Consider the following 25,113-nt stretch of genomic DNA (forward strand, 5'->3'; position numbering starts at 1 on the left):
CGGCTGGAAAGATGGTGGTCAATCGGGCGGGTTGTGCTTGGCGAGGAAGGTCTCGATCGACGTCAGCAGCGTCAACCGGTCGGCCTCGCGGGTGAAATAATGGTCGGCGAGCGGGATCGAGACGAATTCGACCGATTTGCCCGCCTTGGTCATCGCACTGTACATCTTGGCCGACTGGACATGGTCGACGGTGACGTCCTTCTTGCCATGCACCAGCAGCAGCGGGGTCTTGATGCGGCCCACCGCGTTGATCGGCGACACCGCGGCGAAATCGGGGGTCATCTTCTGCCACTGGTCGCGGTAGAGGCGCGAGCGCAAGGTGCCCCCGAAATCATTGACCTCGCGGCGCAGGTTCGACACGCCGTTGATCGACACCGCGCAGCGATAGAGGTCGGGATCCTTGGCGATCCCCCACATCGCCGCATAGCCGCCATAGGAAGCGCCGACGATGCATATGCGCTTCGGATCGGCGATCCCCTCGGCCACCGCCCATTGGACCCCGTCGGTCACATCGTCCTGCATCGCGAAGCCCAGCTGCCCCTGCCCTGCCTTCGTGAATTTCTCGCCATAGCCGGTCGAGCCGCGAAAATTGGGCTGGAGCACCGCATAGCCGCGCTCGGCGAGCAATTGCGTCCAATAGTCATAGACGAGCGTGTCGTGCGCCCAGGGGCCGCCGTGCGGCATGACGATGAAGGGCAGGTTCTTCGGGTCGCGCCCGCGCGGCAAGGTGAGCACGCCCTCGATCTCGAGCCCGTCGCGCGCCTTGTACTGGACCAGCTTCGCGCGCGACAGCCGCTTGCCGCCGATCGCCTCGTTGACCGAGGCGAGCTTCGACAGCGTGCCCGGGCCGGCATCGTAGTGGAAATAGAGCCCCGGATTGTCGGGGGTGCTGATCCGCACGAGCAGCTTCGACAGGTCGTTGCTGTAGCTGATGATCCGGACCCGCGACTTGGGCGAAGTGGCGTCGAGCGTCGCCTGATGTCCGGCCATCACCGGATCGATCCACTCGATCGGCCGCGCGTCGTCGGAGGTGTGGAAGCCGAGCAGCTTCGACCCGTCGGGCGAGCGGATCGCGCCCTCGATATCGGCCTTTTCGACCTCGTGCGCGATCCGCAGCTGGCGCCCGGTCGGCAGGTCGATCTCGGCGATCACCGTCCGGCCGTCGTCGGTCTCGTGGTAGACGAGCCCGTGGTCGGTGCCGGGGACGAAGACGAAGGGGATCGAGAGCCGTTCGTCGTCGCGGAGCGAGGCGCTGTCGATCGAGCGGAAGGACGACTTGGCGTCGCCGCGATAGATCAAGGTCGATTTCATCACCTGATCGCGATAGCCGATGCCGTAGCGCACCCGGCCGAGATGGTCGGCGCCCCAGTCCATGATGCTGTCGCGTCCCATAACCTCGGTCCGCTTGCGCCCCGTCACGACGTCGACGCGGTAGACGGCGGGCCAGAAATCGGCGCCCGTGTAGATCGAGTTCTGCGCGGCGACGAGGATTTCGGTGCTGCCGTCGGTCGGAGCCCAGACGAGGCTCGCGGCATCCTGGCCGCCCAAATCCCACAGCAGCCGCGTCACCTTGCCCGTGGTGCGGTTGATGCCGATCAGGCGCTGGATGTACCAATTTTCGGTCTCGACCGGGAGCAGCGCGCGCAGCCCGACGACGATATTGTCGTCGCCGACCCACTGGATCCAGTCGATCTCGGTCTGGTCGGGCACCGCGATGACGGTCGGCTTGCCGCCGCCGGCTACCCCGATGATCGCGATGCGCTGCTGGCCCTGGATCCCGAACAGCCCGGCAATATGCTCGCCGCCCGGCGAAAGCTCGGCGCTTTCCATGAAAGGCAGCCGCGCAAAAGCGGCGGTCGGGAGCCGTTCGGAAGCCGTTGATGCGGGGGTTGCGGGGTCCGCCGTGCCCGCATCCTGAGCATGCGCGAGCGGCGAACAGGCGAGCGCGGCAGCCGCCAGAAGAATACGAAACATGCGACCCCCGAAAGCAACGCCCCTGTCTAGAAAGGAAATCGGCGTCCGCCAAGCGGCATCGTCCGGTCGCACGCGCGGGCCACCGCCCCTTGCCCCGCCGTCAAAGCCCGCTAGACAGGCGCAATAAGCTTGCGGGGGACGCACAGAAATTATGGAACGCCTGATCGGTCTGCTCGGCATCGTCGCATTGCTTGCGATCGCCGTGCTGTTTTCGTCGAACCGCCGCTGGATCCGCCCGCGCGTCGTCGTCCCCGCCTTCCTGCTGCAGGCCGGTTTCGCGCTGCTCGTACTCGGCACGCCGTGGGGCCGTGCGATCATCGGGGCGATGTCGACGGGGGTGTCGAACCTCCTGGGCTACGCCGACGAGGGCACGAAATTCCTGTTCGGTGAAGTGCTGACCCAGCCGCCCTATGGCAAGGCGGTGTTCGCGATCGGCGCGCTGCCGGTGATCGTCTTCTTCGCCTCGCTGATCTCGGTCCTCTATTATCTGGGCGTCATGCAGCAGATCATCAAATGGGTCGGCGGCGGCATCCAGAAGATCACCGGCGTGACCAAGGTCGAGAGCCTGGGCGCGGCGGCGAACATCTTTGTCGGGCAGAGCGAAAGCCCGCTCGTCATCCGCCCCTATCTGGCGGGGCTGACCCCGTCGCAGCTGTTCACCATCATGACCGTCGGCATGGCGGGCGTCGCGGGCACGATCCTCGGCGCCTATGCCGGGATGATCGGCGAGCATCTGCTCCCCTATCTGCTCGCGGCGAGCTTCATGTCGGCGCCCGGCGGCATTTTGATGGCCAAGATCATGATGCCCGACGATCCCAAGGATATCGGCATCGAGCCGATCGTCATGCCCGAGGCGAGCCATGACGAGGAAAAGCCCGCCAACATCATCATGGCCGCGGCGCAGGGCGCGCAGACCGGCGTCAAGCTGGCGGTCGCGGTCGGCGCGATGGTGCTCGCCTTCGTCGCGCTCGTCGCGCTCGCCAACGGCCTGCTCGCCGGGATCGGCGGCTGGTTCGATGTCGAGGGCCTGTCGTTCCAGTCGATCATCGGCCAGATCTTCCGCCCGGTGATGTGGCTGATGGGTGTGCCCTGGTCCGAATCGGATGCGGTCGGCGCGCTGTTCGGCAGCAAGATCGTGCTCAACGAATTCGTCGCCTTCATCGACCTCGGCAATATGCAGAAGGCGGGCGGGCTGTCGCCGGCGTCGATCGCCATCGGCACCTTTGCACTCTGCGGCTTCGCCAATTTCAGCTCGATCGCGATCCAGATGGCGGTCACCGGCAGCCTCGCCCCCAACCAGCGTCCGATGATCGCCAAGCTGGGGCTGAAGGCGCTGCTCGCGGGCAGCCTGTCGAACCTGATGTCGGCGGCGCTCGCCGGGCTGATCCTGAGCGTGACGCCGCCATTGACGACGCCGGAGGATGCCGAACCGGCGCCGCCGGCCGCAGCGCCGACGAAAGCACCCGCCGCGCCTGCACCGACCGCCGATCCGGCGCCCGTTACCCCGACCCCCGCCGCGGCGGCACCGGCCGCGCCGAAGCAGCCCTGATTCCCCGGTGACGCGCAGATAGGCGGCCTACGTCGATGATATTTGCGCGCTTTCCCCGCATGCGGTAAACATAGGCCAACGACGAGTCTCCGGGTCGCAGCAGCAGGGAGAGGGTTTATGAAAGCCGTGCATCGTCTGTCGATCATCGGCGCCGCGCTCGCGGTGCTGACCGGAGGGGTGCTTGCCACCTCGGCCGCGCAAACCCCCGAAGAGCGGATGTACCGCCCGCCCGAGGCGACCATCTACCGCGATGCCGGCTATCGCGGCCCCGCCGTCTTCATCGGCGAAGCCAAGACCAATCTGGGGCTCGCCTGGCCGGTCAATTCGATCCGCGTCGCCAGCGGCCGCTGGGAGCTGTGCGAAAAGACCCGCTATCGTGGCAATTGCCGCACCGTCGATCGCGACACCCCGATGCTGGGCAGCGTCTTGCGCGGGATGACCGTCCAGTCGATCCGCCCGGTCGGCGGCGGCGGGGGTGGCGGCGGGTGGAACCCGAACCCGCCCGCGAACGACCAGAGCACGCGCGGCAATTTTGCCGAATTCCACACCCAGCCCTCGACGAACGGCTACCGCGTGCTCGCCTGCACCAGTGGCTCATCGACGGCGGACTGTGCCGCGCGCAGCGCCGACACATGGTGCCGCTCGATCGGCTGGAACGGGTCGGCGCGCGAGCATATGGAGACGATCAACCGCCGCGAATATCTGGCCGACGTGCTCTGCGTCCGCTCGGGCTATTGAGGGGAAAGCCATGAAACGGACAATCATCCTGCTGGCCGCGGCCGGCACCGCTCTCGTCGGCTGCGCCTCTGTCCCGCGGCAGACGGGCACCAGCTATGCCTGCAGCGGCGGCACCAGGCTAAACGTCAACTATACCGGCAACGGTGCGATCGTGCGCGTCAACGGCATGCGGACGATGGTGCTGAAACAGACGCCGTCGACCGGCGGCGCAGTCTATGAAAACAAGACCGGCGCCCGCCTTGCTCGCAACGGCAATGAGGTGACCTGGAACACCGCGGCGCGCAGCGCAGCCGAACGCTGCCAGGTCACGATAACGCCGCTATAAGGTCATCGCGCCGAATGCCGCGCGCACTTCGCGGGCGAACAGATCGGGCTGTTCCCAGGCGGCGAAATGGCCGCCGCGGTCGAGCTCGTTCCAATAGACGATATTCTTGTAGCGCCCTTCGGCCCAGCGGCGCGACAGGCGCATGATCTCGTTCGGGAAAAGACTGCATCCGGCGGGCACATGGATTTCGCCGAAGCCGAACTCGGCGAAGCTGTGCCAGTAGAGCCGCGCCGAGGAGGCGGCGCTGTTGGTGAGCCAATAGAGGCTGACGGTGTCGAGCATCGCGTCGCGGCTCAGCGCCTTTTCGGGGTGGCCGCCGATCGACTGGCCGCCGGGCTGGTGGCCGCAATCGGTCCAGCCGTGGCATTTCTCGACGATCCAGCACATCTGCCCGACGGGCGAGTCGGCGAGCGCATAGCCGATCGTCTGCGGCCGCGTCGCCTGCTGCGTCGAATAGCCATTGTCCTTGGCGCGGTACCAGCCGAAGCGTGCGAGATATGATTTTTCATCGTCGCTGAGGTCGCTCATCGTCGCGGGGTCGGGCTGGCCGACGATCATGTTGACATGGATGCCCGCACAGTGATCGCCATGATTGCCCCCGACCGCACACGTCACCGCGCTGCCCCAGTCGCCGCCTTGTGCGAAATAACGCGGATAGCCGAGCGCGACCATCAGCGCGTCCCACGCCGCGGCGATATGCTCGACGCTCCATTTGGCCTCGACCGGCTTGCCCGAAAAACCGTAACCGGGGAGCGACGGGATGACGAGATGATAATCGGCCGACAGCGGTTCGATCACATCGAGGAATTCGAGCACCGACCCCGGCCAGCCGTGCGTCAGCACCAGCGGCCGCGCGGCGGGATTATCCGAGCGGATGTGGAGGAAGTGGATGTCGAGGCCGTCGACGGTCGCGAGGAAATTGGGCCAGGCGTTCAGCCGCGCCTCGATCTTGCGCCAGTCGTAGTCGCGCGCCCAATAGGCGGCGAGTTCCTGCGCATAGGCGAGCGGGACGCCCTGGTCCCAGTCGTCGACGGTTTCCTTTTCGGGCCAGCGCGTGTTCGCGAGGCGGACCTTGAGGTCGTCGAGCGCGGCCGCGGGCACCGCGATAGCGAAGGGGCGAACGGATTTCACGTCGAGCATCATCTCTCCATCCTTGCGCCGGGTCGCTTCGTCAGCCGGCCTTTGGTGCGACTGCCTTTTGTGCCGATATCGTCAGCCAGTTGGCCGGCGCGCTGAAATAGGCGGCGCCCGGACCCTCGGCATAAGCGATCGAGACCCATTGTCCGGCGCCGCGATAGCAGGCGTCAGCATCGGCGCGCGCCAGATAATTATAGTAGCGGCCATGCTCGTCGCGGCTCGCCGTGCCGCCGGTCTTGAAGCTGGCCCAGTGCCAGCCACCAGGCCGCAGTGCGCGCCAGATGCGGGCGAGGATCGGGGGCAAATCAGTGCCCCGAACGTGCAACAGCGCCGCAGCGGCGATCACCGCGTCATAGCCTTGTTCGGCGTCGAGCTCGTCGAACCGCATCACCCGCACCGGCCGGTCGATCCAAGCGCGAGCCTGCGCCGCCATGGCGGGCGAGCCATCGGTCGCATCGACGTCGAACCCGCGCGCAATCATATGCCGCGCATCGCGACCGCCGCCGCAGCCCAGTTCGAGGACACGGGCACCGGGCGCCAGGCGATCCAGAAAGGCGTCCAGTCCGACGGTTATCTCATCGGGGCGATGGCCGAGGTAGACGGCGGCCGAGGCATCGTAAAAGCCCAGTGTCTCCGCATCGAACGTCACCACGACCCTTCCCCCCTTTGCCCTTTCATTCGCCGCGCTATGGCCGCGCCGGCGCCTTGCAGCCGCGCTGCAGCCCGACGCCCTTCAGGAAGCCGCGCCGCACCGTTCCGGCGTAGACCGCCGCCGCATAGCGCCGCCGTTCGGCGTTGGCGCCGGTGGCTTCGCCGATCAGGCCGCGAAACGGGATGATCGACCCGGCGACATTGCCCGCGACCCGGCCCGCCGTTTCCTCGCGCTTTTTGGCCCGGTCCTTGTCGACGACCTCATTGACGTCGGGTCCCAGCACCTCGTTGAGTTCGGTCACTTCGCGGATGATCGCAGCGCATTTTCCCAGCCCGGCAAGCGAATAGGGATCGTCCTGGATCGCAACCAGCTTTTCGGGTGCCTCCTTACCGTCGAACGGCTCGGCCACCGAATTGGCGGTGTCCTTGATCGTCGATTCCTCGGGCGCGCCCTGCTGGGCGTGCAGCGGTACGGCGGTCGTCAGCATCAGAAGCGAAAATAGACCGGCGAACTTGCGATTCATGTCGGGCTCCTGTTGCGGCGGCGAGGGCGCCTTCCCGTTGCTAACGTCGTCAAGCGGTTTAGGCTCCCGTTAATTGCCGAACGCGAGCGCAATCGCCGCGAGCAGCGCGGCGGCGGTCGGATAGAAGGTCAGCCCGAAACCGAAGGCGCGCCCCGGCCCGCCGCGCGCATAGCCGAGCGTGAAGGCGAAACGCCCGGCGACGAACAGCAGCACCAGTGCGGCGATCACCGCCATGCGGCCGGGCGGCAGGAGCAGCGCGAGCGCGAGATGGACGGGCAGCGCGAGCACGACCTGTTCGAGCGTGTTCTGCAGCACCGCGCGGCGCTCGCGGATCGGCGCGCTTTCGGTCGGCGCGGCGGCGGCGCTGATATCCTCGGCCGAGGCGAAGCGCGCATTGGCGACGCGCCCGATCGCGACGACGAGGCAGAACAGCACCGCAAGATCGAGGCGCAGCGCGAACGACAGTCGCGCGACGGGTTCGTCGGCGCGCGCGACGATCGTCTCGCCTGAAAGCCAGGCGACGAGCACCACGACGAGGCAGGTGACCGCCGCGAGTAGCGCGCCGCGAACGACGCCGCGCTGCTCGCGCCCGAGGTCGACCGGCTCGCTCACCGCGTCGGCACGGGCGCCTCGCCCGTCCAGTCGTAGAAGCCGCGCCCGGCCTTCTTGCCGACCCAGCCCGCCTCGACATATTGGACGAGCAAGGGCGCGGGGCGGAATTTGGGGTCGCCGGTGCCGCTCTGCAGCACGCGGATGATTTCGAGACAGGTGTCGAGCCCGATGAAGTCGGCGAGCGTGATCGGACCCATCGGATGGTTGAGGCCGAGGCGACAGCCGGCGTCGATGTCCTGCATCGTCGCGACGCCCTCGCCCAAGGCAAAGATCGCTTCGTTGATCAGCGGCATCAGCACGCGGTTGACGATGAAGCCCGGCGCGTCGTTGGCGTGGACGATCTCCTTGCCGAGCCCGCGGCCATAGGCCTCGACCGTAGCGAGCGTGGCGTCGCTGGTCGCGAGGCCGCGGATCAGTTCGATCAGGCCCATGACGGGCACCGGGTTGAAGAAATGAACGCCGATGAAGCGCGCCGGATCGGGCGCGGCCTGCGCCAGGCGGGTGATCGGGATCGAGCTGGTGTTCGAAGCGAGGATCGCACTCGCCGGGAGATGCGGGCCGACGCTGGCGAAGATCGCGCGCTTGATCTCCTCGCGCTCGGTCGCGGCCTCGATCACGAGGTCGGCGGGGGCGAAGGCGGCGTGGTCGGCGACGGGAGTGATGCGGCCGAGCAGCGCGTCGGCGTCGGCCTGCGTCATCTTTTCCTTCGAGACGAGGCGGCCGAGCGCCTTGGCGATGCCCGCCTTGCCCGCTTCGGCGCGGGCGAGGTCGATGTCCGAGAGCAGCACATCGTGACCGGCGCCCGCCGAGACCTGCGCGATGCCCGCGCCCATTTGCCCTGCCCCGATGACGCCGACGATCATATGCTGCCCTTTCGCTATATCCATACCCGTGCCCCTACGGCTTCGGGCCGAAGCGTCAAGGGGCCGAGCGGAACTCGGTCGCCTGCGCGAGGATCAGCGCGAAGGCGGGGTCGGCGTCGTCCCACGTTGCGAGCGGGGTCCAGCCGCCGGCGCGGAGCAGCAGGTTCGCGTCGCGCAGGCCATATTTATGGCTGTTCTCGCTGTGGATCGTCTCGCCCTTCGCCATATGATAGGCGCGGCCGTCGACGGTGAAGTCCATGTCGCACGCGGCGACGAGGTGCATTTCGATGCGCGCATGGACATCGTCCCAGATCGCGCGATGGGTGAAATTGTCGACCGGAATATCGCCGCCGAGTTCACGGTTGATGCGCGTGAGCAGGTTGAGGTTGAACGCCGCGGTGACCCCCGCCGGATCGTCATAGGCGCGTTCGAGGACGGCGATATCCTTGATCCGGTCGATGCCGATCAGCAGCAGCGACCCGTCGCCGAGCGTCTCGCGCCAATTGCGCAAAAGATCGACCGCGGTGCGCGCGACCATGTTGCCGATGGTCGAACCGGGGAAAAAGCCGAGCTTGGGCACGGGGCAGATTTCGCGCGGCAGCGCCACGCGCTGGGTGAAATCGGCCTCGACCGGATAGATCGGCAGCCCCGGGAAGCGCGCCGCGAGCGCATCGGCGCTGTCGCGGAGGAAATCGCCCGAGATGTCGACGGGGACATAAGCGGCGGGGGCGATCGCGCCCAGCAGCAGCGGCGTCTTGGTCGAGCTGCCCGAGCCGAGTTCGACCACCGCGCGGCCGGGGCCGATCGCCGCGGCGATGTCGGGGGCGTGGCGCTTCAGCAGGTCGGTTTCGCTGCGCGTTGGGTAATATTCGGGGAGCGCGGTGATATCCTCGAACAGCGCCGAGCCGGTGGCATCGTAGAACCAGCGCGCGGGCACCGCCTTTTGCGCCTGCGACAACCCCGCATGGACGTCGGCCCGAAAGGCGACATCGACGCCCTGATCATCGGCGGAAATCTGCCGAAGTTGACGCACAACACTCATGTCACAGATCCTTGGCAAGCCGGACGCCGGTGAATTGCCAGCGCTGGTGGGGATAGAAGAAATTGCGATAGGACGTGCGCATATGGCCGCGCGGGGTCGCAACGCTGCCGCCGCGCAGCACGAACTGGCCGCTCATGAACTTGCCATTATATTCGCCGACCGCGCCGGGGGCGGCGCGGAAGCCGGGATAGGGGCGATAGGCGCTGCCGGTCCATTCCCACACGCTGCCGAACATCTGTTGCGGTTCGGTGTCGCCGACGATGGCGGCGGGCTGGACGGGGCCAGCCGCGTCGAGCTGGGCGCCGCCGTGCGGGTCGAGCGCCGATGCCGCCGCCTCCCATTCGAACTCGGTCGGCAGCCGCGCGCCGGCCCAGCTGGCGAAGGCGTCGGCCTCGAAGAAGCTGATATGGGTGACCGGCGCTTGCGCATCGATCGCCTGCCAGCCCGCGAGGGTGAACTGCCGCCCCTCGTGCCAGTAGGCGGGCGCCTGCACATCCTGCTCCTGCACCCACGCCCAGCCGTCGGCGAGCCAGAGCGACGGCGTGTGATAACCCCCGTCGGCGATGAATTGCTGCCATTCGCCATTGGTGACCGGGCGGCTGGCGAGCGCATGCGGAGTCAGAAGCGCCGAAAACTGCGGAAGTTCACAGTCGAATGCGAAATCCTCGCTGGCGTGACCGATCTTTACGATGCCCTCGGCGCCCTTTATCCAGCGCATCGGGCCCGCGTCGGCCGAAGGCGCGGAAATCTGCGCAACTTCATTCGCAATTGCGGTTTTTTCCCACACCGCGGGGCCGAGCGGATTCTGCGCGAAGAGATGCTTCACATCGGTAAGCAACAGCTCCTGATGCTGCTGCTCGTGATGGATGCCGAGGGTGACGAGCGCGAGCGCGGCGCGCGGCAGGCCGGGGATCGCACTCTGCACCGCGGTATCGACATAAGCGCGCCAGACGCGCACCTCGTCGAGCGAGGGGCGCGTCAGCAGGCCGCGCTGCGGACGGGCGTGGCGCGGCCCCTCGGCCTCATAATAGCTGTTGAACAGGAAGGGGTAGCGCGCGTCGAACAATTCATAGCCCGGCACATGGTCGCGCAGCACGAAGGTTTCGAAGAACCATGTCGTGTGCGCAAGATGCCATTTGGCGGGCGAGGCGTCGGGCATCGACTGCGCACTGGCGTCGGCGTCCGACAAGGTCGCGACGAGGTCGAGCGTCAGGCGGCGCGTCGCGGCGAAGCGGCTGGCCAGCGCCAGCGCATCGTCGGTGCCCGCGGTGAGGGGCGAAGCATCTGTCTGGCTGGCCATAAAAGGATAATCCCCCGAGGTCCGATTCGGTTTCGCGGCGGAGGGGAATATGGTTACGGTGCGGGAGCTTGTCCAGAACATTTGGGGAACGATGTGTTGTCGTTCGAAGCGATTTTGCTCAGCGGCGTTGAAGGGATTCGCGCAGAGGCGCAGAGGGCGTAGAGATTTTTTGGTTCACGCGGAGGCGCGGAGACGCGGAGAGAAAACGTTTGCCCTGAGCTTGTCGAAGGGCCGCTCCTCCTGAAACTCGCAAGAGAAGAACGGTGCTTCGACAAGCTCAGCACGAACGGAGTGGGGTATCTCTCCGCGTCTCAGCGTCTCCGCGTCTCCGCGTCTCCGCGCCTCCGCGCCTCCGCGTGAACATCTTTTCTCTGCTATCTCTGCGCCTCTGCGCGCAATATTCTTTTTCGCTTTGCGGCACAGCCACCGAAACCCCTCCACCACCGCTTCGCGGCGGTCCCCCTCCCCAACGCTTCGCGATGGGGAGGATCTATTTCAGCGCGTCGCGCCGGGTTTCCAGAGGATGTCGCCGCCCACCGCGGCGTTGAGGTGGCGGGTCAGGACGAAAAGATGGTCCGACAGGCGATTGAGATAGGCGAGCGCTATCGGGTTGAGCTCGCGATCGGCCGCGGCGGTCACCGCGGCGCGTTCGGCGCGGCGCGTCACCGCGCGCGCGATATGGAGCTGCGCCGCCGCCTCGGTGCCGCCGGGCAGGATGAAGCTCTTGAGCGGCTCGAGCCCCTCGTTCATCGCGTCGATCTCGTCCTCGAGCCGCGCGACCTGGCTGGACACGATGCGCAGCGCCATGTCGTGCGGGCCGAAACCGAACTGGATGTCGGGCGGGGTGGCGAGGTCGGCGCCGAGGTCGAACAATTCGTTCTGGATGCGCGACAGCATCTTCGCCGGATCGCTGCCCGCGGCGAGCGACACCACCGCGACGCCGATCGCGCTGTTCGCTTCGTCGACGTCGCCGATCGCCGCCATCAGCGGCGCCGATTTCGCGATACGCGAGCCGTCGACGAGGCCCGTGGTGCCGTCGTCGCCGGTGCGCGTATAGATCTTGTTAAGCTTGACCACGGAACCGCGCCGCCGCTTATTTGCCGGCGGCGAACAGGCCGATCAGCACGAGCAGGATGACGGTGATCGCCTGCCATTTGACGCGCGCCATCATCATCTTGTTCTGCATCACCTGATTTTCGTGGATCGTCCCGTCCATCGCGGCGCGGTGACCCTGCGAGAAATGGAAGAGCCCGCGCGCGAGCGAGAAGAGGACGAAGCCGGCGGCGATGACGACGCCAAGGACGAGCAGATATTCCATAGCCCCTATCTAGGGCATCCGCAGCGAATATCCAGTGGGAAGCCGGCCCGCCAGCAGATCGGCGGCGAGCGCGCGGCCATCGACGCCCGCTGCGCGCAGCGAGGCGAGCGACGCCGCGGCGTCGCGCTTGGCGAGGCGTTTGCCGTCGGGGCCGCAGACGAGCGCGTGGTGGCGATAAAGCGGCACCGGCAGGCCGAGCAACGCCTGGAGCAGGCGGTGGACATCGGTCGAGGCGATGAGGTCGGCGCCGCGGACGATGTGCGTCACCCCCATCGCCGCATCGTCGAGCGTGCTCGCGAGATGATAGGAGGCGGGGGCGTCCTTGCGCGCGAGCACGACGTCGCCGTGCGCGGCGGGGTCGGCGACGCGAAGCCCCTGCCCTGCTTCCTCCCAGCGGAGATCGCCCGCGAGCGCCGCGGCCTTCGCCATGTCGAGGCGCCAGCAATGCGGTTCGTCGGCGATCCGGCGCTGGCGTTCGGTGTCGCCCAGATGGCGGCAGGTGCCGGGATAGATCATGGCGGACGGCCCATTTGGCGGTCCGTGCGGCGCGGCGAGGCTGGCGGCGATGTCGGCGCGGGTGCAGAAGCAGGGGTAGACAAGCCCGCGTGCGTAGAGGTCGTCGAGCGCGGCCTGATAGCTGTCCAGCCGCTCCGACTGGCGCACGGGATCGCCGTCCCAGCCGATCCCGAGCCAGGCGAGGTCGGCGAGCGACGCCGCGACATAGGCCTCGCGCGAACGGCTGCCGTCGATATCGTCGATGCGCAGCACGAAGCGCCCGCCCGCGCGGCGCGCCGCGGCATGCGCGAGCAGCGCGCTATAGGCGTGGCCGAGGTGGAGCTCGCCGGTCGGGCTGGGGGCGAAACGCGTCAGCATAAGCGCGATTTCGAATCCATATGCTGTGGGCGTCCGAGACGAATCTTCCCATATCTTGCGGCAGATGCCCCCTTGACGTCAGAATCTGATAAGGCATGTAATGGCAGTGTCACTTCGGGAAGGCAGTGGCGCGCCAACCCGGACAGAAAAGGGGGCAGCGTCCAAAAGCCATGTTTCATCCCGATCTTGCCCGGCATCCCGATTCCTGTCCGGCTCTCGTCCTCAACGCCGATTATACGCCGCTCAGCTATTACCCGCTCAGCCTGTGGCCTTGGCAGACCGCGGTCAAGGCGGTGTTCCTCGACCGCGTCACGATCGTCGAGAATTACGAGCGCGAAATCCATTCGCCGACGCGCACGATGCCTATCCCGAGCGTCATTGCGCTCCGCCAATATGTGAAGCCGTCGCAATATCCGGCGTTCACGCGCTTCAACCTGTTCCTGCGCGACCGGTTTTCGTGCCAATATTGCGGGTCGGGCAAGGACCTGACCTTCGATCATGTGGTGCCGCGCCGGCTCGGCGGGCGCACGACGTGGGAGAATGTCACCACCGCCTGCGCGCCGTGCAACCTCAAGAAGGGCGGGCGCACCCCGCAGCAGGCGCATATGCCGATCCACCGCCAGCCGTGGCGGCCGACGTCGTGGCAGCTGCAGGATAACGGCCGCTGCTTCCCGCCGAACTATCTGCACACCAGCTGGATCGACTGGCTCTATTGGGACGTCGAGCTGGAAGGCTGACGGGAACATAATGCGGCGGACAGCGTAGGTTCAGCGGGGCGGTCCTAACGGGCCGCATCGATTTGCAACAGGAGATCCTCATGGCGCGCTTCACCCGCAGCCTCGCGCTGGCCCTCGCCACCCTGCCGCTCGCGGCCTGTTCGACGATCATGCCGTCCGAACAGCCGGTGTCGGTCACCGGCAGCATCACCTATCGCGAGCGCATGGCGCTGCCACCGACCGCGCAGGTCGAGGTCACGCTGGCCGACGTCAGCCTGATGGACGCGCCGTCGACGACGATCGCGCAGCAGTCGTTCACCGCCGACGGCCGGCAGGTGCCCTTCGCCTTCACGCTGACGGTCGACCAGCGCCGCCTCGACCCGCGCCACAGCTATGCGGTCTCGGCGCGGATCACCGACGCGTCGGGCAAGCTGATGTTCATCACCGACACGCGCAACAGCGTGGCGTTCGACGGGCGCCCACGGATCGACCTGGGAACGCTGGTGATGGTGCGGACGCGCTGACGGCATAGCTATGCGCGGGCATCGCGCCGCTTGACGCTGTGCCTTCGCAGGTGCAGCAAAGCACGCCATGGGCCCGCCGATCCAGATCTCGCAAAATCCCGACATCCGCTATCTCGGGCGGATCCTGGGCGACGTCATCCGCGCCTATGGCGGCGACAAGCTCTTTCGCCAGACCGAATATATCCGCTCGGCGAGCGTCGACCGGCACCGCGGCATCGCCGGGGCCGAGGCGATCGATCCGGGGCTCGATGCGCTGAGCCTCGACGACACCATCGCCTTCGTGCGCGGCTTCATGCTCTTCTCGATGCTCGCCAACCTCGCCGAGGACCGGCAGGGGGTCGCGGCCGAGCCCGAGGCGACGGTCGCGGCGGCGCTGGCGCGGCTGAAGGCCGACGGCATCGATGGCGATGCGGTCGCGCAGCTGATGAGCGCGGCGCTGGTCGCGCCGGTGCTGACCGCGCACCCGACCGAGGTGCGGCGCAAGTCGATGCTCGACCACAAGAACCGCATCGCCGAGCTGATGCTGTTGCGCGACGCGGGCGCCGACGAAACGCCCGAGGGCGATGTGGTCGAGGAGGCGATCCGGCGGCAGATCGTGCTGTTGTGGCAGACGCGGCCGCTGCGCATGGAGAAGCTGTTCGTCGCCGACGAGATCGACAATGCACTCACCTATCTTCGCGACGTGTTCCTGCCGGTGGTGCCCAAGCTCTATGCGCGCTGGGAAAAGGAGCTGGGGCAGCGCCCCGCGAGCTTCCTGCGCGTCGGCAGCTGGATCGGCGGCGACCGCGACGGCAATCCCTTCGTCACCGCCGAGACGCTGCAACAAGCGACCGCACGCAACGCCGCCGCGGTACTCGGCCATTATATCGACGCGGTGCACGCGCTCGGCGCCGAGCTGTCGGTGTCGGCGGGGCTCGCGCCGGTGCCCGACGCCGTCGAGGCGCTGGCCGAGGCGAGCGGCGACGATGCGCCGAGCCGCCGCGACGAACCCTATCGCCGCGCGCTGTCGGGCCTCTATGCGCGGCTGACCGCGACCTATGCCGCGATCACCGGAAAACCCGCGCCGCGTCCGTCGGCGCTGAAGGGCGCGCCCTATAAGACCCCCGCCGATTTCCGCCGCGACCTGGTGACGCTCGCCGACGGGCTGTCGGCGAGCGGCGAGGGGCAGCTCGGCGGGATCGGTGCGCTCGGGCGGCTGATCCGCGCCGTCGAAGTCTTCGGCTTCCACCTCGCGACATTGGACATGCGGCAGAACAGCGCGGTGCACGAGCGCGTGATCGCCGAGGTGCTACGCGTCGCCGGGGTGTGCGACGATTATGCCGCGCTCGATGAGGAGGCGCGCATCGCGCTGCTCACCGCCGAGCTGGCGAGCGACCGGCCGCTCGCGGTGGCGTGGCACGAATGGAGCGAGGAGACCGCCGGCGAGCTCGCGATCGTGCGCGCCGCCGCCGATGTGCGAGCGCGGCTGGGGCCCGATGCCATCTGCCAGTGGATCATCTCCATGGCGCAGACCTTGTCTGACCTGCTCGAAGTCCATGTGCTCGCGCGCGAGGCGGGGCTGTGGCGGAGCGGCGAGGCCGCGGGCAAGAGCAATCTGATGGTCGTGCCCTTGTTCGAGACGATCGCCGACCTCGACAAGGCGCCCGCGATCATGGCGCGCTATTTCGCGATGCCCGAGATCGGCCCGCAGGTCGCGGTCCGCGGGCACCAGGAAGTGATGATCGGCTATTCGGATTCGAACAAGGATGGGGGTTATCTCACCTCGACCTGGGGGCTGCACCAGGCCTCGCAGGCGCTGACCCCGGTGTTCGCGGCGGCAGGGCCAAGGATGCAATTGTTCCACGGCCGCGGCGGCGCGGTCGGGCGCGGCGGCGGCAGCGCCTTTGCCGCGATCCGCGCGCAGCCCGCGGGCACGGTGCAGGGGCGCATCCGCATCACCGAACAGGGCGAAGTGATCGCGGCGAAATATGGCACCCCCGACAGCGCGGCGACCAATCTGGAATCGATGGTGTCGGCGAGCCTGCTCGCCAGCCTCGAGCCCGAGATATTGGGCGAGGCCGACTGCGTGCGTTTCACCGCGGCGATGGATGCGGTGTCGGACAGCGCCTTCGCCGCCTATCGCGGGCTGGTTTACGACACCCCGGCGTTCAAGGATTTCTTCCGCGCGATGACCCCGATCGCCGAGATCGCGACGCTGAAGATCGGGTCGCGGCCGTCGAGCCGCACCAAGTCGACGGCGATCGAGGACCTGCGCGCGATCCCCTGGGTGTTCAGCTGGGCGCAGGCGCGCGCGATGCTGCCCGGCTGGTACGGGACGGGCGAGGCCTTTGCGGGTTTCGCCGACAAGGCGCTGCTCGCCGATATGGCGCAGAGCTGGCCCTTTTTCGCGGCGCTGCTCGGAAACATGGAGATGGTGCTCGCCAAATCCGACATCGGGATCGCGGCGCGCTATGCGGGGCTCGCGAGCCATGTCGACGGGCATGAGGCGATCTTCGGGCGGATCAAGGACGGGTGGAACCGCGCACACGACGGGCTGCTCGAGATCAGCGGACAAACCAGGTTGCTCGAGAATAACCCCACGCTCGAAGCGTCGATCCGGCTGCGGCTGCCCTATATCGAGCCGCTCAACCTGCTGCAGATCGAGCTGATGAAGCGCCACCGCGCGGGCGAGACCGACGCGCGCATCGCCGAGGGCATCCAGCTGACGATCAACGCGATCGCGACGGCATTGCGGAACAGCGGGTAGGCAGCTTCCTTCCCCCTTGATGGGGGAAGGATACGAAGCCTTTTCAGGCCGAGAGCGCACCCCCACTGCTGCGACTAGGCAGCAAGCTGCCAAGTCTCGCTGCCTCCCCCATCAAGGGGGAGGGTGGAATGGTTCTCAGCTCTTGGTGATCAGCACCTCACCCTTGCTGTTCGCGCCGTCGGGGCCGAACTTGATCGTGAAGTCGCTGCCGTCCTTGTCCTTGCCCGCGAGCGTGTCGCCGGTGCGCGTGACCTTGATCGACTGCTTCGCGAATTCACCGGCCATCCAGTCGGCGGCCTTGGCAGGCGCGGCGGGCGAGGTGAAGCCGAGCTTGACCACCGCCTTGTCGGCGCCGTTCCGGTCGTTCGCATCGACGTTGACGCTGGTCACCTGGCTGCCGGGATAGAGCTTGACCCCGTCGATGTCGAAATCGCCGGTGACGTCGAAATCGACGAAGTCGGGGACGTCGATGTCGATATCAACCCCATCACCGCCGATCTTGACCTTGCCGCCGCCGTCCTTGCTCGACGTGATCTGGACGCCGCCATGTTCGTCGCCGGCGTTGATCGAGATTTGGGTGCCGTCCTTGGCCTTCTCCTCGTGCCCGCAGGCGGCGAGGAGCATCAGCGGCGGGATGAGATAAGCGAAACGCATGGAGCTTCTCCTTGGTGCATTAGTTTGATAATACACCATCGAAGATGGGAGTCAAATCGCCTGCCCTCCCCTTCAGGGGAGGGCAGCGAGACTTGGAAACTTGTTTCCTAGTCGCAGCGGGTGGGGTTTCGCGGCGTAGCGCAAACTCGACAGACCCCACCCCAACCCCTCCCCTAAAGGGGAGGGGCTTAAGTTATGCGTCGATGCTGGTCTTCAGATCGCCGTGGACCAGCCCGCCGTCGACGGTGATCGTGTCGCCGACGACATAGTCGCCCGCCTTCGACGCGAGGAAGATCGCGGCGCCCGCCATATCCTCGGGGACGCCGATGCGCTTGACCGGGATGCTCTTTGCCACCGCGTCGCCATGGTCGCGCGCGGCCTTGTTCATGTCCGACTGGAAAGCGCCGGGCGCAATCGCGGTGACGAGGATATGGTCGGTAACCAGCCGCGCCGCCATGCGCTTGGTAAGGTACAGGATCGCGGCCTTCGACGCGTGGTAGCTGTAGGTTTCCCACGGGTTGAGCCGCATGCCGTCGATCGAGCCGATGTTGATGACCTTGGCGGGGCGGTCGGCGGTGCCGCCGGCCTTGAGCAATCCGTGCAGCGCCTGGGTCAGGAAGAAGGGCGATTTGACGTTGATGTCCATCACCTTGTCCCAGCCCGCCTCGGGAAAGCCCTCGAAGGGTTCGCCCCAGGCGGCGCCGGCATTGTTGACGAGGATGTCGAGGCGTTCCTCGCGCGCCTCGAGTTCCTTGGCGAGCGCGCGGCAGCCCTCGACGGTCGCGAGATCGACGGGGAGGCCGATCACCTTGCCCGGATAGCGCGTCTCGAAATCGGCGACGGCTTCCTCGATCTGCGCGCTCTTGCGCGCCGAGATGTAAACGCGCGCCGCGCCCGCGGCGAGATAGCCCTCGACGATCATCTTGCCGATGCCGCGCGAGCCGCCGGTGACGAGCGCGATGCGGCCGTCGAGGCCGAACATGTCCTGAAGATTCATTGGGTTTTCTCCCTTAAAGCCCCTCCTCTTCAGAGGAGGGGTTGGGGTGGTGGAGGCCGGTGCGGTTATCACCACCCCGTTGCGACTAGCGAGCGAGCTCGCAAGTCTCACTGCCCCTCCTCTGAAGAGGAGGGGTTTCGGAAAGTCAGTACCCGTTCATGCGCGCAACCTGGTCGATGTGATAATGCACGTCGCCCATATATTCGGCGAGCGCGCGGTCGCGTTTCATATAGAGGCCGATGTCATATTCGTCGGTCATGCCGATGCCGCCGTGCATCTGCACCCCTTCGCGCACCGCGAGATTGGCGGCGCGGCCGGCCTTCGCTTTCGCGACCGAGACCATCAGCTTCGCGCCCGGATTGCCTTCGTCGAGCAATTGCTGCGCCTTCATCACCGTGGCGCGCGCGACTTCCATCTCGCCATAGAGATGCGCCGCGCGGTGCTGAAGGCCCTGGAACTCGCCGATCAGCTTGCCGAACTGCTTGCGTTCCTTGAGGTAGGTGACGGTCATATCCATCGCGCCCTGCCCGACGCCGACCATTTCGGCGGCGGCACCGGTACGCGTCGCGGCGAGCAAAGCGTCGAGGATCTCGCCGCCAGCATCGACCTCGCCGATCACCGCGTCGGCATCGACCTCGACACCGTCGAGCGTGACATGGCTCGCGAGGCTGGAATCGACCAGACGGCGCGGATCGGCGGTGAGGCCTTTTGCGTCCTTCGGCACCGCGAACAAAGTGATGCCCCCGTCGGTCTTTGCCGCGACGATGCTCATGTCGGCGACATGGCCGTGGAGCACGAAGCTTTTCTTGCCGTCGAGGCGGAAGCCGTTGCCGCTGCGCGTGGCGCTGGTCGCGATGCGGTCGGGGCGGTGCTTCGCGCCCTCGTCGATCGCGAGCGCGATGATCGCCTCACCCGACGCAATCGCGGGGAGCCAGCGGCCCGCCTGCGTGCCGCCCGCCTTCCCTAGCGCGGCGACGGCGCCGACGCTGGTCGACAGGAAGGGCGACGGGGTGAGGTTGCGGCCGATTTCCTCGAGCACGATGCCCGCCTCCATATGCCCCATGCCGAGGCCGCCGTGGGCCTCGGGAACGAGCATGCCGGGCAGGCCCATTTCGGTGAACTGCGTCCAGAGTTCGCGCGAGAAACCCGTCGCGTCGGCGCTGTCGCGCAGTTTGCGCAGATGCGACACCGGCGCCTGTTCGGCCACGAAGGGCGCGACGCTGTCCTTGAGCATCGCCTGGTCGTCATTGTGATAGAGCGGCATTTTGTCTCTCCTAAGCCCCTCCTCTTCAGAGGAGGGGTTGGGGTGGTGGACGCCGGTGCAGGAACACCACCCCGCTGCGACTAGCGAGCAAGCTCGCAAGTCTCGCTGCCCCTCCTCTTCAGAGGAGGGGTTGGTTTCTTCACGCCCCCGGCAAATCCAGGATGCGCTTGGCGATGACGTTGAGCATGACTTCGCTCGTCCCGCCTTCGATCGAATTGGCCTTGGTGCGCAGCCAGCCGCGCGCCCGTGCGCCGCCCTTGGTCTCTTCGCTGTCCCATTCGAGCGCTTCGCTGCCGCCGCCCGACATGACGAGTTCGTGGCGCCGCTTGTTGAGCTCGGTGCCGACATATTTCATCATGTTCGACGAGGCGGGATGCGCGCGGCCGGTCTTCCACATGTCCATGAAGCGCTCGCCCATCGCGCGATAGGCGAAGACGTCGACGTCGAACGCCGCCATTTCGGCGCGCAGGATCGGGTCGTCGAGTTCGCCCGCCGCATTCTTGCCGAACGCCTTGGCAAAGGCGCCGCCGATGCTGACCATGTCGCCGCCCGCGCCGCCGCCCGAGATCATCTCGCGCTCGTGGCCGAGCAGATATTTGGCGACGTCCCAGCCGCGGTTGATCTCGCCGATGAACTGCGTCTTCGGCACTTCGACATCATCGAAGAAGGTTTCGCAGAAGGGCGAGTTGCCGCTGATCAGCAGGATCGGCTTGGTCGTGACGCCCTTGCTCGCCATGTCGAAGAGCATGAAGGTGATGCCCTGATATTTATTCGCCTTGTCGGTGCGGACGAGGCAGAAGATCCAGTCGGCCTTGTCGGCATAGCTCGTCCAGATCTTCGACCCGTTGACGACCCAATGGTCGCCCCCCACTGGGTCAGAAACTTCCTCGCCGAAGGTCTGCAGGCTGACGAGGTCACTGCCCGAGCCGGGCTCGCTATAGCCCTGGCACCAGCGGATTTCGCCGCGCGCGATTTCGCCGAGATAATGGACCTTCTGCTCCTCGGTGCCGAATTGCAGCAGCGCAGGGCCGAGCATCCAGATGCCGAAGCTCTGCAGCGGCGGGCGGGCGTTGATGCGCGCCATCTCCTGTTTGAAGACCTTGGTCTGCTCGGGGGTCAGCCCGGCGCCGCCATAGGCCTGCGGCCAGTCGGGCACGGTATAGCCCCTGGCGACGCAGCGTTCGAGCCACAGCCGTTGCGCCTCATTCTTGAACTGGAACTTGCGCCCGCCCCAGCAGACATCGTCCTCGTCGCGGACGGGTTCGCGCATTTCGGGGGGGCAATTTTCTTCCAACCAGGCGCGCACGTCGGCGCGGAAAGCGTCAAGATCGCTCATCGCAGGGGCTCCTCTTCCGGTCCGCAAATTAGGGGGAGTCGGCTAGTTTACGCAAGCGTCAACTTGGGCAGGCCGACCTGCCGTTACGGCGCCGTAGCGTCGGATTGCCGGGCGTTGACGCGCTTTCCCACGCGCCTAAGCTGAGTGGCAAAAGAAAACGGGAGCAGAGGATATGCGATTCGCAGGCAAGGTCGCCGTGGTCACCGGCGCGGCATCGGGCATCGGCAAGGCCGCGGTGCTGAAACTGGCGAGCGAGGGCGCGCACGTCTTCGCCGCCGACATCGACCTCGCGGGGGGCCAGGCGCTCGCCGCATCGTCGAACGGCAAGATCGACTTCGTCCCCTGCGACGTCACGCGCCCCGCCGACATCGAGATATTGATGGACACCGCCGCGGCGCGCGGCGGCGGGATCGACATCGTCTTCAACAACGCCGCCGCGGGCGGCGACCGCGCGCCGATCGACGAGATCAGCCCCGAAGGCTGGGACCGCACGATGGACCTGGTGCTGAAATCGGTCGCGATGGGCATCCGTTACGCCGCGCCGCACATGAAGGGGCGCAAGGGCGCGTCGATCATCAACACCGCGAGCGTCGCGGCGCTGGGCGCGGGCTATTCGCCGATCGCCTATGCCGTCGCAAAGGCGGGCGTGCTGCACCTCAGCAAGGTCGCGGCGACCGATCTGGCGCAGTACGGCATCCGCGTGAACGCGATTTGCCCGGGCTTCATCAACACCAATATCTTCACCGCATCGCTCGACGTGCCCGACGCGATGAAAGGCGAGGCGAATGCGATCATCGCGGGAATGAGCGCGCAGGCGCAGCCCGTCGCGCGCGGCGGCCAGCCCGAGGATATCGCCAATGCCGTCGCCTATCTGGCGAGCGAGGAATCCTCGTTCATGACCGGCACGCACCTGCTGGTCGACGGCGGGCTGACGATCGGCCAGCGCCATGCGTGGGACAAGGAGACCCCGGGCATGTTCGACGCGCTGGTCGCGATGGAGGAGGCGGCGAAGGCGGGAGCGCCGGCGTGACCGCGGCCGCCAAGGCCGTGCCCGACGCGAAGCGCCTGCCCGTCTGGCTGAAGGCCACGCACGGGCTCGGCAGCATCGCCTATGGCGTCAAGGACAATGGTTTCGCGACCTTCCTGCTGCTCTTCTACAATCAGGTGATCGGGCTCGACGCGGGGGTCGTCGGCGCCGCAATCATGGTCGCGCTGTTCGCCGACGCGCTGGTCGATCCGGTGATCGGCGAGCTGACCGACCGCACGCGCAGCCGTTGGGGCCGGCGCCTGCCCTGGCTCTACGGCGCGCCGATCCCGCTTGCGGTGATGTGGATGCTGCTGTGGAGCCCGCCCGAGATGAGCGACGCGGCGACGGTCGGCTGGCTGATCGGCTTTGCGATCATCGTCCGCGCGCTGGTGTCGATGTGCGAGGTGCCCTCGGTCGCGATCGTGCCCGAACTGACCGCCGATTATGACGAGCGCACGGTGGTGATGCGCTATCGTTTCCTGTTCGGCTGGGGCGGCGGGCTGCTGATCCTGCTGCTTGCCTATGGGGTGTTTTTCGGCGGGCCGAAGGGGCTCGTCGATCCCGCCGGCTATTTCCCCTATGCGCTGACCGGCGCGCTGATGATGGCGGGCGCGGTGATGATCTCGGCCGCGGGGCAGCACAAAAGGATCGCGGTGTCGAACCTGGCCGATGCGAAGCCCGCGGGCAGCCTCGGCGACATATTGCGCGAGATGAAGAAGACGCTGTCGAACCGCGCCTTCCTGTGGCTGATCTTCGCCGCGCTGTTCGGCTTCATCAACCAGGGCATCACCTTCTCGATGACCAATTATATGCTCGGCTTCTTCTGGAAGTTCGATCAGGGCGAGATGATCGCCTATGTCTTCCTGCTGTTCGGGACGATGATCGCCGCCTTCCTGCTCGTCGCGCCGCTGTCGGCGTGGCTCGGCAAGCGCGAGGGCGCGATCCTTGCGGGCGCGATTACGCTGCTCGTCAACACGGCCATGTATTTCACCTGGATCCAGGGCGTCTTCCCCGGCCTGCCCGGTAAACCCGCGGTCGAGGCGATGTTCGCGCTCGTCTTTGTCTCCAACACCTTCGCGATCATCCTGATGATCCTCTCCTCGTCGATGATGGCCGATGTCGTCGAAGCATCGCAGAGCGAGACCGGCCGTCGGTCGGAGGGGCTGTTTTTCGCGGGCTATTTCTTCATGCAGAAATGCGCGACCGGCATCGGCATCTTCATCGCCGGGCAGATCCTGTCCTTCGCCGCCTTTCCGGCCGCCGCCAAGCCCGGCGAGGTCGGCGTCGAGGTGCTCACCAACCTCGCCTGGGGCTATATGCTCGCGGTGCTGGTCATCGGCCTGATGGGGCTGGTCGTGACGCGGCAATTCCCGATCTCGCGCGCCGATCACGAGGCGCGGCTGGCGCTGCTCGACGATGTGGCGCGCGCCGAGCCCGACGCGAGCGGCGCGCATCCGTAACGGAAAAATGCGCGCCGCGGCGAAAGGGTGTAATTTTAGGGCTGCGGGACTTGGCAGCGCGGCCGAATCGGTCCAATGGCTTACGTAAACGTAAAGGGAAAGGATGCTCTGATGGATTTCGACCTCACCGAACGGCAGAAATATTGGCAGGGCCGCGTGCGCGAATTCATCGAGCGCAAGGTCCGCCCCGCGGTGCCGACCTATTATGAGCAGGACGCGGCGGGCGACCGCTGGAAGGTGATCCAGATCGTCGAGGATCTGAAGGCCGAGGCGAAGGCCGCGGGCATCTGGAACCTGTTCATGCCGCCGCGCAGCGGCGCGCACCACCATGTCGACGAGAGTTTCGAGTTCGAAGGCCCGGGCCTCACCAACCTCGAATATGCGCTGTGCGCCGAGGAAATGGGCCGCGTCGGCTTTGCGAGCGAGGTGTTCAACTGCTCGGCGCCCGACACCGGCAACATGGAAGTGTTCCACCGCTACGGCACGCGCGCGCAGAAGGAAAAATATCTCGGCCGCCTGATGAACGGCCAGATCCGTTCGGCTTTCCTGATGACCGAGCCCGCGGTCGCCTCGTCCGACGCGACCAACATCGAGACGCGGATCGAGCGCGACGGCGACGATTATGTCATCAACGGCACCAAATGGTGGTCGTCGGGCGCGGGCGATCCGCGCTGCGAAATCGCGATCGTGATGGGCAAGACCGACTTTGCCGCGAAGCGCCACGCGCAGCAGTCGATGGTGCTGATGCCGCTGAACGCCCCCGGCGTGACCATCAAGCGCCACCTGCCCGTCTTCGGGTACGACGATGCGCCGCACGGCCATATGGAAATCGAGCTCAAGGACGTCCGCGTCAACGCCGAGGAAGCGATGCTGCTCGGCGAGGGCCGCGGTTTCGAGATCGCGCAGGGGCGCCTCGGGCCGGGCCGCATCCACCACTGCATGCGTACGATCGGCGTCGCCGAGGAAGCGATCGCCAAGATGGCGAAGCGGCTGCAGTCGCGCGTCGCCTTCGGCAAGAAGATCGCCGAATACAGCATCTGGGAACATCGCCTGGCGCGCGCGCGCATCGACATCGAGATGACGCGCCTGCTCTGCCTCAAGGCCGCCGACATGATGGACAAGGTCGGCAACAAGTCGGCCGCGGCCGAGATCGCGATGATCAAGGTGCAGGCGCCGAACATGGCGCTCTCGATCATCGACGATGCGATCCAGGCGCATGGCGCCGGCGGCGTGTCGGAGGATTTCGGGCTGGCCAAGGCCTATGCGCACCAGCGCACGCTGCGCCTGGCCGACGGTCCCGACGAGGTCCACGAACGCGCGATCGCGCGGATCGAATTCGCCAAGCACAGCGAGGCGAGCGAGCCGGGCTTCTCGTCGGGCGATATCGGCGTTTCGCGCTGATCTTTCTCCCCTTCCGCTCGCGGGAGGGGCCGGGGGAGGGCCTGTTCCTGCTTCGGCGTCGAGACACTCCCTCCCCTAGCCC

Annotated in this window: 24 protein-coding genes; 9 read left to right on the forward strand and 15 right to left on the reverse strand. The window is 66.7% G+C overall.

Going from position 1 to position 25,113, the window contains the following annotated elements; translation table 11 throughout:
- Positions 1-18 precede the first annotated feature (18 nt).
- Positions 19-1,974 (reverse strand): alpha/beta hydrolase family protein, encoded by a 1,956-nt coding sequence (locus tag AC1RNQ_RS03875; RefSeq protein WP_493169081.1) that lies wholly within the window; start codon positions 1,972-1,974, stop codon positions 19-21.
- Between the two features lie 151 nt (positions 1,975-2,125).
- Between AC1RNQ_RS03875 and AC1RNQ_RS03880 the strand changes: the two genes are divergently transcribed.
- The 3 genes from AC1RNQ_RS03880 (at position 2,126) to AC1RNQ_RS03890 (ending at position 4,586) form a co-directional block, all read left to right on the forward strand.
- Positions 2,126-3,523 carry a NupC/NupG family nucleoside CNT transporter gene (locus AC1RNQ_RS03880; RefSeq protein ID WP_493169082.1) on the forward strand — a complete coding sequence of 466 codons (1,398 nt, stop codon included), beginning with the start codon at positions 2,126-2,128 and terminating at the stop codon, positions 3,521-3,523.
- Positions 3,524-3,640: 117 nt separating this feature from the next.
- Positions 3,641-4,261 (forward strand): beta/gamma crystallin-related protein, encoded by a 621-nt coding sequence (locus AC1RNQ_RS03885; protein WP_493169084.1) that lies wholly within the window; start codon positions 3,641-3,643, stop codon positions 4,259-4,261.
- A gap of 10 nt (positions 4,262-4,271) precedes the next feature.
- Positions 4,272-4,586 carry an MliC family protein gene (locus tag AC1RNQ_RS03890; protein ID WP_493169085.1) on the forward strand — a complete coding sequence of 105 codons (315 nt, stop codon included), beginning with the start codon at positions 4,272-4,274 and terminating at the stop codon, positions 4,584-4,586.
- Here the strand turns inward: AC1RNQ_RS03890 and AC1RNQ_RS03895 are convergent.
- From AC1RNQ_RS03895 to gluQRS, 10 genes are all read right to left on the reverse strand, one after another.
- The gene (locus tag AC1RNQ_RS03895; protein WP_493169087.1) at positions 4,581-5,729 is read right to left on the reverse strand and encodes an epoxide hydrolase family protein; all 1,149 of its coding nucleotides are present in this window, start codon (positions 5,727-5,729) and stop codon (positions 4,581-4,583) included. The two genes, AC1RNQ_RS03890 and AC1RNQ_RS03895, sit on opposite strands and share 6 nt — an antisense overlap.
- Positions 5,730-5,757: 28 nt before the next feature.
- On the reverse strand, positions 5,758-6,372 hold the full coding sequence (locus AC1RNQ_RS03900; RefSeq protein WP_493169088.1) for a class I SAM-dependent methyltransferase: 615 nt from the start codon (positions 6,370-6,372) through the stop codon (positions 5,758-5,760).
- Positions 6,373-6,409: 37 nt separating this feature from the next.
- Positions 6,410-6,898, reverse strand: coding sequence for a hypothetical protein (locus tag AC1RNQ_RS03905; protein ID WP_493169090.1), 489 nt, complete (start codon positions 6,896-6,898; stop codon positions 6,410-6,412).
- 69 nt (positions 6,899-6,967) lie between these two features.
- Positions 6,968-7,510 carry an MAPEG family protein gene (locus AC1RNQ_RS03910; protein ID WP_493169091.1) on the reverse strand — a complete coding sequence of 181 codons (543 nt, stop codon included), beginning with the start codon at positions 7,508-7,510 and terminating at the stop codon, positions 6,968-6,970.
- The gene (locus tag AC1RNQ_RS03915) at positions 7,507-8,373 is read right to left on the reverse strand and encodes a 3-hydroxyacyl-CoA dehydrogenase NAD-binding domain-containing protein (protein WP_493169393.1); all 867 of its coding nucleotides are present in this window, start codon (positions 8,371-8,373) and stop codon (positions 7,507-7,509) included. Before AC1RNQ_RS03915 ends, AC1RNQ_RS03910 begins: the two co-directional genes overlap by 4 nt.
- A gap of 55 nt (positions 8,374-8,428) precedes the next feature.
- Positions 8,429-9,415, reverse strand: coding sequence for an L-histidine N(alpha)-methyltransferase (gene egtD / locus AC1RNQ_RS03920; protein WP_493169093.1), 987 nt, complete (start codon positions 9,413-9,415; stop codon positions 8,429-8,431).
- A gap of 1 nt (position 9,416) precedes the next feature.
- Positions 9,417-10,715 carry an ergothioneine biosynthesis protein EgtB gene (gene egtB / locus AC1RNQ_RS03925; RefSeq protein WP_493169095.1) on the reverse strand — a complete coding sequence of 433 codons (1,299 nt, stop codon included), beginning with the start codon at positions 10,713-10,715 and terminating at the stop codon, positions 9,417-9,419.
- Positions 10,716-11,210: 495 nt separating this feature from the next.
- Positions 11,211-11,792, reverse strand: coding sequence for a cob(I)yrinic acid a,c-diamide adenosyltransferase (locus AC1RNQ_RS03930; protein ID WP_493169096.1), 582 nt, complete (start codon positions 11,790-11,792; stop codon positions 11,211-11,213).
- A gap of 16 nt (positions 11,793-11,808) precedes the next feature.
- Positions 11,809-12,033: an HIG1 domain-containing protein gene (locus AC1RNQ_RS03935; RefSeq protein WP_493169099.1), complete on the reverse strand. Its 225-nt coding sequence runs from the start codon at positions 12,031-12,033 to the stop codon at positions 11,809-11,811.
- Between the two features lie 9 nt (positions 12,034-12,042).
- Positions 12,043-12,906 carry a tRNA glutamyl-Q(34) synthetase GluQRS gene (gluQRS, locus tag AC1RNQ_RS03940; protein WP_493169101.1) on the reverse strand — a complete coding sequence of 288 codons (864 nt, stop codon included), beginning with the start codon at positions 12,904-12,906 and terminating at the stop codon, positions 12,043-12,045.
- A 170-nt stretch (positions 12,907-13,076) separates the two neighbouring features.
- Here gluQRS and AC1RNQ_RS03945 point away from each other — a divergent pair, with 170 nt between their 5' ends.
- The 3 genes from AC1RNQ_RS03945 to ppc all read left to right on the forward strand — a co-directional run bounded on the left by AC1RNQ_RS03945 (position 13,077) and on the right by ppc (position 16,892).
- Positions 13,077-13,643: an HNH endonuclease gene (locus AC1RNQ_RS03945; protein WP_493169102.1), complete on the forward strand. Its 567-nt coding sequence runs from the start codon at positions 13,077-13,079 to the stop codon at positions 13,641-13,643.
- A gap of 80 nt (positions 13,644-13,723) precedes the next feature.
- The gene (locus AC1RNQ_RS03950; RefSeq protein ID WP_493169103.1) at positions 13,724-14,146 is read left to right on the forward strand and encodes a YbaY family lipoprotein; all 423 of its coding nucleotides are present in this window, start codon (positions 13,724-13,726) and stop codon (positions 14,144-14,146) included.
- A 67-nt stretch (positions 14,147-14,213) separates the two neighbouring features.
- Positions 14,214-16,892, forward strand: a complete 2,679-nt coding sequence (ppc, locus tag AC1RNQ_RS03955) for a phosphoenolpyruvate carboxylase (protein WP_493169104.1) — start codon at positions 14,214-14,216, stop codon at positions 16,890-16,892.
- A gap of 135 nt (positions 16,893-17,027) precedes the next feature.
- Here the strand turns inward: ppc and AC1RNQ_RS03960 are convergent, their stop codons facing one another.
- The 4 genes from AC1RNQ_RS03960 to AC1RNQ_RS03975 form a co-directional block, all read right to left on the reverse strand.
- Complete coding sequence (locus AC1RNQ_RS03960) at positions 17,028-17,546, reverse strand: hypothetical protein (protein WP_493169105.1); 519 nt, start codon at positions 17,544-17,546, stop codon at positions 17,028-17,030.
- A gap of 193 nt (positions 17,547-17,739) precedes the next feature.
- Positions 17,740-18,543: an SDR family oxidoreductase gene (locus AC1RNQ_RS03965; protein ID WP_493169106.1), complete on the reverse strand. Its 804-nt coding sequence runs from the start codon at positions 18,541-18,543 to the stop codon at positions 17,740-17,742.
- 145 nt (positions 18,544-18,688) lie between these two features.
- Complete coding sequence (locus AC1RNQ_RS03970) at positions 18,689-19,807, reverse strand: acyl-CoA dehydrogenase family protein (protein ID WP_493169108.1); 1,119 nt, start codon at positions 19,805-19,807, stop codon at positions 18,689-18,691.
- Between the two features lie 139 nt (positions 19,808-19,946).
- The gene (locus tag AC1RNQ_RS03975; protein ID WP_493169110.1) at positions 19,947-21,143 is read right to left on the reverse strand and encodes an acyl-CoA dehydrogenase family protein; all 1,197 of its coding nucleotides are present in this window, start codon (positions 21,141-21,143) and stop codon (positions 19,947-19,949) included.
- A 172-nt stretch (positions 21,144-21,315) separates the two neighbouring features.
- Here AC1RNQ_RS03975 and AC1RNQ_RS03980 point away from each other — a divergent pair, with 172 nt between their 5' ends.
- The 3 genes from AC1RNQ_RS03980 (at position 21,316) to AC1RNQ_RS03990 (ending at position 25,031) form a co-directional block, all read left to right on the forward strand.
- On the forward strand, positions 21,316-22,173 hold the full coding sequence (locus AC1RNQ_RS03980; RefSeq protein ID WP_493169111.1) for an SDR family NAD(P)-dependent oxidoreductase: 858 nt from the start codon (positions 21,316-21,318) through the stop codon (positions 22,171-22,173).
- Positions 22,170-23,630 carry an MFS transporter gene (locus AC1RNQ_RS03985; RefSeq protein WP_493169113.1) on the forward strand — a complete coding sequence of 487 codons (1,461 nt, stop codon included), beginning with the start codon at positions 22,170-22,172 and terminating at the stop codon, positions 23,628-23,630. Before AC1RNQ_RS03980 ends, AC1RNQ_RS03985 begins: the two co-directional genes overlap by 4 nt.
- A 111-nt stretch (positions 23,631-23,741) precedes the next feature.
- The gene (locus AC1RNQ_RS03990; protein ID WP_493169114.1) at positions 23,742-25,031 is read left to right on the forward strand and encodes an acyl-CoA dehydrogenase family protein; all 1,290 of its coding nucleotides are present in this window, start codon (positions 23,742-23,744) and stop codon (positions 25,029-25,031) included.
- Positions 25,032-25,113 lie beyond the last annotated feature (82 nt).

This window comes from Sphingopyxis sp. GW821-FHT12F08 (genome assembly GCF_058806755.1).

What these genes read in the sequence shown, in the direction of transcription:
- AC1RNQ_RS03885 (WP_493169084.1), top strand. Translation starts at nt 3,641, where the DNA reads ATGAAAGCCGTGCATCGTCTGTCGATCATCGGCGCCGCGCTCGCGGTG.
- egtD (WP_493169093.1), bottom strand. Translation starts at nt 9,415, where the DNA reads ATGAGTGTTGTGCGTCAACTTCGGCAGATTTCCGCCGATGATCAGGGC.
- AC1RNQ_RS03975 (WP_493169110.1), bottom strand. Translation starts at nt 21,143, where the DNA reads ATGAGCGATCTTGACGCTTTCCGCGCCGACGTGCGCGCCTGGTTGGAA.
- gluQRS (WP_493169101.1), bottom strand. Translation starts at nt 12,906, where the DNA reads ATGCTGACGCGTTTCGCCCCCAGCCCGACCGGCGAGCTCCACCTCGGC.
- AC1RNQ_RS03895 (WP_493169087.1), bottom strand. Translation starts at nt 5,729, where the DNA reads ATGATGCTCGACGTGAAATCCGTTCGCCCCTTCGCTATCGCGGTGCCC.
- AC1RNQ_RS03965 (WP_493169106.1), bottom strand. Translation starts at nt 18,543, where the DNA reads ATGAATCTTCAGGACATGTTCGGCCTCGACGGCCGCATCGCGCTCGTC.
- AC1RNQ_RS03945 (WP_493169102.1), top strand. Translation starts at nt 13,077, where the DNA reads ATGTTTCATCCCGATCTTGCCCGGCATCCCGATTCCTGTCCGGCTCTC.
- AC1RNQ_RS03950 (WP_493169103.1), top strand. Translation starts at nt 13,724, where the DNA reads ATGGCGCGCTTCACCCGCAGCCTCGCGCTGGCCCTCGCCACCCTGCCG.
- egtB (WP_493169095.1), bottom strand. Translation starts at nt 10,715, where the DNA reads ATGGCCAGCCAGACAGATGCTTCGCCCCTCACCGCGGGCACCGACGAT.
- AC1RNQ_RS03990 (WP_493169114.1), top strand. Translation starts at nt 23,742, where the DNA reads ATGGATTTCGACCTCACCGAACGGCAGAAATATTGGCAGGGCCGCGTG.
- AC1RNQ_RS03875 (WP_493169081.1), bottom strand. Translation starts at nt 1,974, where the DNA reads ATGTTTCGTATTCTTCTGGCGGCTGCCGCGCTCGCCTGTTCGCCGCTC.
- ppc (WP_493169104.1), top strand. Translation starts at nt 14,214, where the DNA reads ATGGGCCCGCCGATCCAGATCTCGCAAAATCCCGACATCCGCTATCTC.
- AC1RNQ_RS03970 (WP_493169108.1), bottom strand. Translation starts at nt 19,807, where the DNA reads ATGCCGCTCTATCACAATGACGACCAGGCGATGCTCAAGGACAGCGTC.
- AC1RNQ_RS03935 (WP_493169099.1), bottom strand. Translation starts at nt 12,033, where the DNA reads ATGGAATATCTGCTCGTCCTTGGCGTCGTCATCGCCGCCGGCTTCGTC.
- AC1RNQ_RS03905 (WP_493169090.1), bottom strand. Translation starts at nt 6,898, where the DNA reads ATGAATCGCAAGTTCGCCGGTCTATTTTCGCTTCTGATGCTGACGACC.
- AC1RNQ_RS03915 (WP_493169393.1), bottom strand. Translation starts at nt 8,373, where the DNA reads ATGATCGTCGGCGTCATCGGGGCAGGGCAAATGGGCGCGGGCATCGCG.
- AC1RNQ_RS03980 (WP_493169111.1), top strand. Translation starts at nt 21,316, where the DNA reads ATGCGATTCGCAGGCAAGGTCGCCGTGGTCACCGGCGCGGCATCGGGC.
- AC1RNQ_RS03880 (WP_493169082.1), top strand. Translation starts at nt 2,126, where the DNA reads ATGGAACGCCTGATCGGTCTGCTCGGCATCGTCGCATTGCTTGCGATC.
- AC1RNQ_RS03890 (WP_493169085.1), top strand. Translation starts at nt 4,272, where the DNA reads ATGAAACGGACAATCATCCTGCTGGCCGCGGCCGGCACCGCTCTCGTC.
- AC1RNQ_RS03960 (WP_493169105.1), bottom strand. Translation starts at nt 17,546, where the DNA reads ATGCGTTTCGCTTATCTCATCCCGCCGCTGATGCTCCTCGCCGCCTGC.